This is a genomic window from uncultured Methanobrevibacter sp. (genome assembly GCF_902788255.1).
GTDB lineage: Archaea > Methanobacteriota > Methanobacteria > Methanobacteriales > Methanobacteriaceae > Methanocatella.
Genome location: NZ_CADAJR010000018.1, coordinates 40,179 through 46,353, shown reverse-complemented (window position 1 = coordinate 46,353; position 6,175 = coordinate 40,179). Strand labels below are relative to the sequence as shown.

At 31.3% G+C, this 6,175-nt stretch carries 6 protein-coding genes and 2 pseudogenes; 1 reads left to right on the top strand and 7 read right to left on the bottom strand.

Translation table 11 applies throughout. From position 1 onward, the window contains the following. Nucleotides 1–180: 180 nt before the first annotated feature. The 7 genes and pseudogenes from QZV03_RS06130 to QZV03_RS06100 all read right to left on the bottom strand — a co-directional run bounded on the left by QZV03_RS06130 (nucleotide 181) and on the right by QZV03_RS06100 (nucleotide 5,271). The gene (locus QZV03_RS06130) at nucleotides 181–606 is read right to left on the bottom strand and encodes a hypothetical protein (RefSeq protein ID WP_296874889.1); all 426 of its coding nucleotides are present in this window, start codon (nucleotides 604–606) and stop codon (nucleotides 181–183) included. Then, a pseudogene (locus tag QZV03_RS06125) lies at nucleotides 572–1,419 on the bottom strand (ABC1 kinase family protein). The gene QZV03_RS06130 and the pseudogene QZV03_RS06125 overlap by 35 nt, the downstream one beginning before the upstream one ends. Nucleotides 1,420–1,466: 47 nt before the next feature. Next, the gene (locus QZV03_RS06120; protein WP_296874887.1) at nucleotides 1,467–1,835 is read right to left on the bottom strand and encodes a hypothetical protein; all 369 of its coding nucleotides are present in this window, start codon (nucleotides 1,833–1,835) and stop codon (nucleotides 1,467–1,469) included. A 34-nt stretch (nucleotides 1,836–1,869) separates the two neighbouring features. Continuing rightward, nucleotides 1,870–3,188: pseudogene (locus tag QZV03_RS06115) on the bottom strand (endonuclease MutS2); the annotation flags it as partial. A gap of 93 nt (nucleotides 3,189–3,281) precedes the next feature. Further along, nucleotides 3,282–4,421: a metallophosphoesterase gene (locus QZV03_RS06110; RefSeq protein WP_296874884.1), complete on the bottom strand. Its 1,140-nt coding sequence runs from the start codon at nucleotides 4,419–4,421 to the stop codon at nucleotides 3,282–3,284. A gap of 176 nt (nucleotides 4,422–4,597) precedes the next feature. Continuing rightward, the gene (locus QZV03_RS06105) at nucleotides 4,598–4,975 is read right to left on the bottom strand and encodes an ATP-binding protein (RefSeq protein ID WP_296874882.1); all 378 of its coding nucleotides are present in this window, start codon (nucleotides 4,973–4,975) and stop codon (nucleotides 4,598–4,600) included. Next, a complete protein-coding gene (locus QZV03_RS06100) occupies nucleotides 4,972–5,271 on the bottom strand; it encodes an STAS domain-containing protein (protein ID WP_296874880.1) in 300 nt (99 codons plus the stop codon). Before QZV03_RS06100 ends, QZV03_RS06105 begins: the two co-directional genes overlap by 4 nt. A 341-nt stretch (nucleotides 5,272–5,612) precedes the next feature. Here QZV03_RS06100 and QZV03_RS06095 point away from each other — a divergent pair, with 341 nt between their 5' ends. Then, the gene (locus QZV03_RS06095; RefSeq protein ID WP_296874878.1) at nucleotides 5,613–6,146 is read left to right on the top strand and encodes a hypothetical protein; all 534 of its coding nucleotides are present in this window, start codon (nucleotides 5,613–5,615) and stop codon (nucleotides 6,144–6,146) included. The last annotated feature ends 29 nt before the right edge of the window (nucleotides 6,147–6,175 follow it).

The window sequence follows — 6,175 nt, the reverse complement described above, 5'->3', positions numbered from 1 at the left end:
ACTCTAATAATAGATTGTACTTCCTAGTATATAAAATTAAAGGATAATAAAATAAGAAAAAAAATTTAAACACAAAAATTATGAGTCAGCCTCTTTTTAGGTAAACTCTAAAGATAATCAGATTATCCATATTTGGATGAAAATAATATTTAAAAAGTCGAGTGCACTATTATTCGATGATTAATCTCTTTCTAACATATATTCAATTACTAAAAATCCACCTAATATTGCACTAAATACGAATCCTATCAATCCTAATAATGGAATATCAAATAATGTAGGACCAACATCCATTAATAATGCCAGTGATGATCCCATAATTAATGCAGATAAAATTAAAGATACGGACAGTTGATTTGCTAATTCACTTATTCCTTTATGGCTTAAATTTACTTCGATGTTTCCTTCTTCAAGCTTTGAGATTGTATTGTTGATTGTATCGGGCAAATCTTTTGCCAAATGCTCTAATTGCAACAGATAGTTTATTCCTACATTTGTCAATCGTTTAGGTTTGTATTTATTTATCACGATGTTTCTTGATAATTGTTTAAGCTCTGTTGCGGCATTAAATTCAGGGTCCAATTTTTTTTTTACCGGTATCTTCAATTAATGCTATTCCCCTTCCAATCATTACAAACTCTCTTGGAAGAATGACTTCGTTTTTAACCATTACATTAAGCAGGTCTTCCATGGCTCCGTCCATGTTCTTTAATTCGGCACCATAATAGAGATGCAATAAATCATCAATGTCTTCTTTTAAATCAGGTGTATTCTGTGATGGTGTGATGATGTTCATGTAAATAAGTTGTTTTATGATGTTATTTGTGTTTCTGCTAATCAAAAGCAATATGAGCTCTGCAAGATTCTCCTTAAAGTCTTCATTAAGCATTCCCATCATTCCCATGTCAATATAGTATAATTTATTGTCTTCTGTTACAATCAGATTTCCAGGATGTGGATCGGCATGGAAAAATCCATCGGTCATTATTTGCTTGAAGTAGGATTTCACACCATAATTGGCAATTTTTTTCTTGTCAATTCCAGGATAGCTCCCTTTAATTAAGTCGCTTACTTCAGTTCCTTTAATTAGTTCCATTGTAATTACTTTTCCGGAACAGTATCAGTGTATGCATGAGGTATTTTGATATATGAAACATTTTTGAAGTTGTTTGCAAGATTCTGCATATTCATTACTTCTTCCATGTAATTTATCTCTTTAAAGATGGACCTTTCAAATTCACTAACCATTCCTGGCAAGTTATAAATCTTGCTTTTGGAGACGAACTTGTCAATTTGAGGTGCTAAAAACTTCATTATCTTGACGTCAGATTCTATAATTTCTTTTGAATTAGGTTTTTGGACTTTGATGGCCACTTCTTCTCCATTGCGCTTTAGTTCTGCTCTGTAAACCTGGCCAATAGAAGCGGAACCAATTGGATTTTCATCAATGTTTGCCTAAACTTCATCTATTGGTCGCCAAGTTCACTTTCAATAATCTCTTTAATTTCATCAAACGGAGTAATTGGAGTGTTGTCTCTTAATTGTTGCAGTTCTGTAGCAATCTCAATTCCAACTAAGTCAGGCCTTGTGCTTAACATCTGTCCTAATTTGATATAAGCAGACCCAAGTTCCTCTAACACTTTTCTGATTCTTAATGGAATTGATTCATCTGGAAATTCATTTTCCTTTTCAGCTTTATAGTTTCTTAAAAATGGAAATTTTTTAAAAAAAGTATTTTCTTCGATTAGATATCCGAAATCGTTCTTTTTTAAAACGCTATAAATTTGATTTAATCTTTTGATGTTTTCATTTCGAGTGTTAGGTATAACTTTCATTAAATAAAAATAGTAAAAAGTAGTATATGTTTTTTTAGAATTTTTCTAAAATTCTTGCATATACTGCTTTTAAATCATCGTCTGATTTTTCATATATTCTTTTAAGAATTAATTCAGGCGTACTTTTTGCAAGGAAATTCATTTTAGGTGTTCTATCAACAATTAAATTGTAATTTTCGTCTAATCCCTTAGCTTCAATACTATCCACTCTAATGTCAGTGTAATTCATCAATTCACGAGCCATATGGGTGACAATTACTCCATAGGAATTAGATTCTTTTATCATATCAATAAAGGTGGATATGATTTTAACTGCCGCATCAAGTTCTGTTATTCCCTCAAGTTCATCTAATAGTACTAACTTTTCACTATTTGTGGTGACGATTGGTATGAACATATTTAAGAATGATTCAAATGCTCCTGCATCAAGGGATCTTTTCTTAGAGAAATGGTAAATCTCATCCAATAATTTGATTTCAGCATAATCCGCACTTACAGGAAGTCCCATTTGTGCCATAATTGAAATTTGAGTTAATGTTTCAAGAAGTGTGGTTTTTCCTCCACTGTTTGCTCCAGTCAAAAGAGCAATATTTTCATCTTTAGTTAATTGGTAATCTACTTTTTGAACATAATCCTTGTCCTTTTTAAGTGCCAATTCCAAATGAAGTGCTCCTTTTAATTTGATTTCATCACTAAATTGGGGTCTGCATAAGTCATATTCATATGCAAAACTCCCTAAACTAAATTCATAATCAAATTTGATTGTATCTTTAACTTCTTCGATAGCTTTGCTTTTAATTGAATTCAATTCGATTGCAGCACTTTTCTTAATGTCAAAAATGTCATTTTCTTTTAGAGGATTGCTCTAAAGTTACTCTTTGAATTTCTGTTTCATCAATTTGTATAGGATATGTTCTCAAGAATGGGTCAAAACTTAATCCGGTTTTTTCACGAATGATTTCCTTTCTTTTATTTATAATTTCATCAAATATTTTACTAATCTTTGGAGGGAAGTTGTTGTTTAATAAGTTGAGAATTTCATCTCCTTCAAGGTCAACCTGTTTGATGGATTTTTCTAATTCATCATCCAGAATTCACTAATTCTTCAATATCTACTTCTCTTTTATCTATAATATTCAACTCATTTATTATTGGAATTATTTCTCCCAGAACGCTTTCCTTGTTTCTGATTTTTTGTATTTCATGAACCCTTGAGAATAGGTCTTTATTTTGGATAAAAAAGTTGATTATTTTTTCAGGGACGATTTCATAATCATTTTCATCAATGTTTGTCATAATGAGGTTTGGCATTCCTTCAAAATCAAGGATTCCCTGTGAATATACGGGCAAAATCCATTCTAAAAATTCTGATGCCAAGTGAGAATATATTTGAAATTACAACCGATTTTGAGTTTTAGTTATCTGGAAATATTATATGAAATAGTGTTAATTAATGTTAATTAACACGTATTCACATTTTCCTTCATTCCTGATTCCCCATCCCCATCCTGTAAGGCCTGAGGACACTATCTGTTCCATATCTCCGATAGTGTATTTGCCATATGAATTTATTCCTTCAAATTCTATCAGTTCCTTATATGGGAATACCTGTCCTGCATGGGTATGGCCTGAAACTTGTAAATCAACGCCTAATTTTGAATTTTCTATTGCCTCTAAAGGTTGGTGGTCCACAACTATTACGTATTTTGATAAATCCTCTTCATTCAGTATTTCACTAACATTTGCTCTTGCATTTCCATCCCATTCAGCGTCACTTCTTCCAACCAGAACAATATCTCCATTGATTGTTGTTTTTTCATCATTCAGTATCCTTATTCCATTTTTCTTTATTGTTTGATTTAATTCAATGTCGGTAAATGTTCTGTTTCCATTTTCATAATCTGTTTGTGAAGGTTGTGTGTCGTGGTTTCCAAATACGTAATATATGCCGTATGTTGAGTTGATCTTGCTTAACTCTTCAAAAACCTCTTTCATTTCAGCATTGCTTGTTCTTTCATCAACAATATCTCCGCCTAAAATAACAATATCTGGTTTTATATCATTGATTCTTGAAATCGAGTCCTTAAGCAATTGTGGATTTTGGACGGTTCCATAGTGTGTGTCACTGATGAATATCACTTTATATGAATCATTGCCTATTTTCTGTGTGGTCATATTGTATTCAGTTTGATCGATATGGTTCATTCCCCATGCTCCGACTATAATTATGATTATGAAAAATACTAATGCCAGCCCACCTTTTTTGTGAAGTTTTGGCATGAATTTTAAATGTTTGTCTTTAAGAGGGTATTTCACGATTAGTCTTATGATGTCTGCGAGTACTGAGCATAAAAAGATGTACAATGTGTATATTGCAGCATTCGACCATACATTCATACAGCATATTAATGCAAATATGGAAATTAGGGCACTAATTATTATTACCTTGTTTTTGGATAACTTGGAATCATTAAGAGCGTATTTGACTCTAAAAAATGCGTATATTCCAATGACAATTCCTATAATTATTCCTATTAACAGATACTGAGGGTAATAACCTAATGTAAAAAAATGGATTGGATTCATAATATCTATTTCATATTTTTGATTAGATTGTTGTTATAACATTTTTTATTTACAGTATGTCTTCATCAAGGCAATTTTTTTGAAGGATTCAAATAAAATGTCAAACTTAATTACAAATTGATTAAAAAACTTATAAACTGCAATATTTTATATAAAAATATTTATTTTTTCATTCATCATTCCACTTTTTTCATTATCTTCAGGTGATTTTCACCATTTAAATATTTATAATCCAGACTGTCGGCCATTTCTTTAGTTAAAAATATTCCAAGGCCTCCAATTTGTGCATCTTCAATGCTATTTGGAATTTTCGGGCTTTCTATAATCAGTGGATTGAATTCAATGCCGTCATCAATGAACTCCACGGTCAATATCTGATTTTCAAAACTGGCGGCGACAGTCACGTGTTTGGCATTTGAATAGTTAACAATGTTTACGAAAACTTCTTCAACAATCAGATTGACTTTGAGGTCCTCTTTTTTTAGAATATTTGTAATATATTCATTTAAAGGATATAATTCGCTTAATTCGGGTTTTAATGAAATTGAACTCATTCTATCTTCAATATTTTATCAAAACCTGACATTCTGAATATTTCACTGATGGTGTCATTTACATTTTTGATGACCATAGGTATGTCTTCAGGTTTTAATTTTTTTTGTGTTGCAATCAAAACACGTAATCCGGCACTGGAAATGTATTCCAAATTGGTAAAATCAAGAATTAATGAATCGAAATTGCCAATTTCATCATTTATCTCATTTTCGAATTCTGGTGCTGTTACGGTATCTATACGCTCTTCAATTTCAATTGTCAATTCCTTTCCATTATAAGTTTTTGTAATATTCATATTATTCAATTTGTATCATGTAATTTAAAATATTTTGCTAATCTTTCATCTTTTTCAAATCGTTTTTCATTTTGACGGGGGGAGTATGAAAAATTTGCCATTATTTTAGTTATTTTTCAAAATTAAATTTAAATTTCGTTAAAATTTATTTTGCATTATATATTCATTATAGATTATTACTGAATATTCGGTCAATATGATTATTAATGAATAAGGGATATTATTGGGGTTTAACGTTGAATTTTAAATCTAACTTTTTTATTTCTTTTTTTATCAATTAAAAATCCTTATTTTCTTAAAATAATATGCAAGTGGGCACTTACATTCGAATAACTTTATATGTGGCTTGTTTCATATATTTACTTGTACAAGGATGTGTTGTTTGGAAAAACGCATATCAATCAAAAATTTGTGGTGATTATTATGGATCTTTCAAAAAAAATATAGCAATATTGGCAATATTCTGCGTGCTTGTATCTGCAGGAGCAGTTTGTGCAGCAGATGACTTTGGACAATTAGGAAGTAACTATGCAGACGACAGTGGATATGTAGGAAGCAACTACCAAGATTATGATGATGGAATTGCAGATAGCGACAGTGGATATGTAGGAAGCAACTACCAAGATTATGATGATGGAATTGCAGATGACGACAGTGATTATGCAGGAAGCAACTACCAGGACGATGGCGGTTGGGCTGGAAGTCAATACAATGAAACTCTAGAAAATGCAACTGCTCAAGCTGCTGGTGAACCTACCAACGCAACCAATGCAACTGGATCTGTCCACTCAATGTTAGCTACTGGTAATCCAATATTGATTTTACTTGTAGTGGCTGCAGTCTTAGGAGGTTACGTCGTTTATAAAAGAAGATAAATTTAATTAATCATTATTAAAGCGGATTT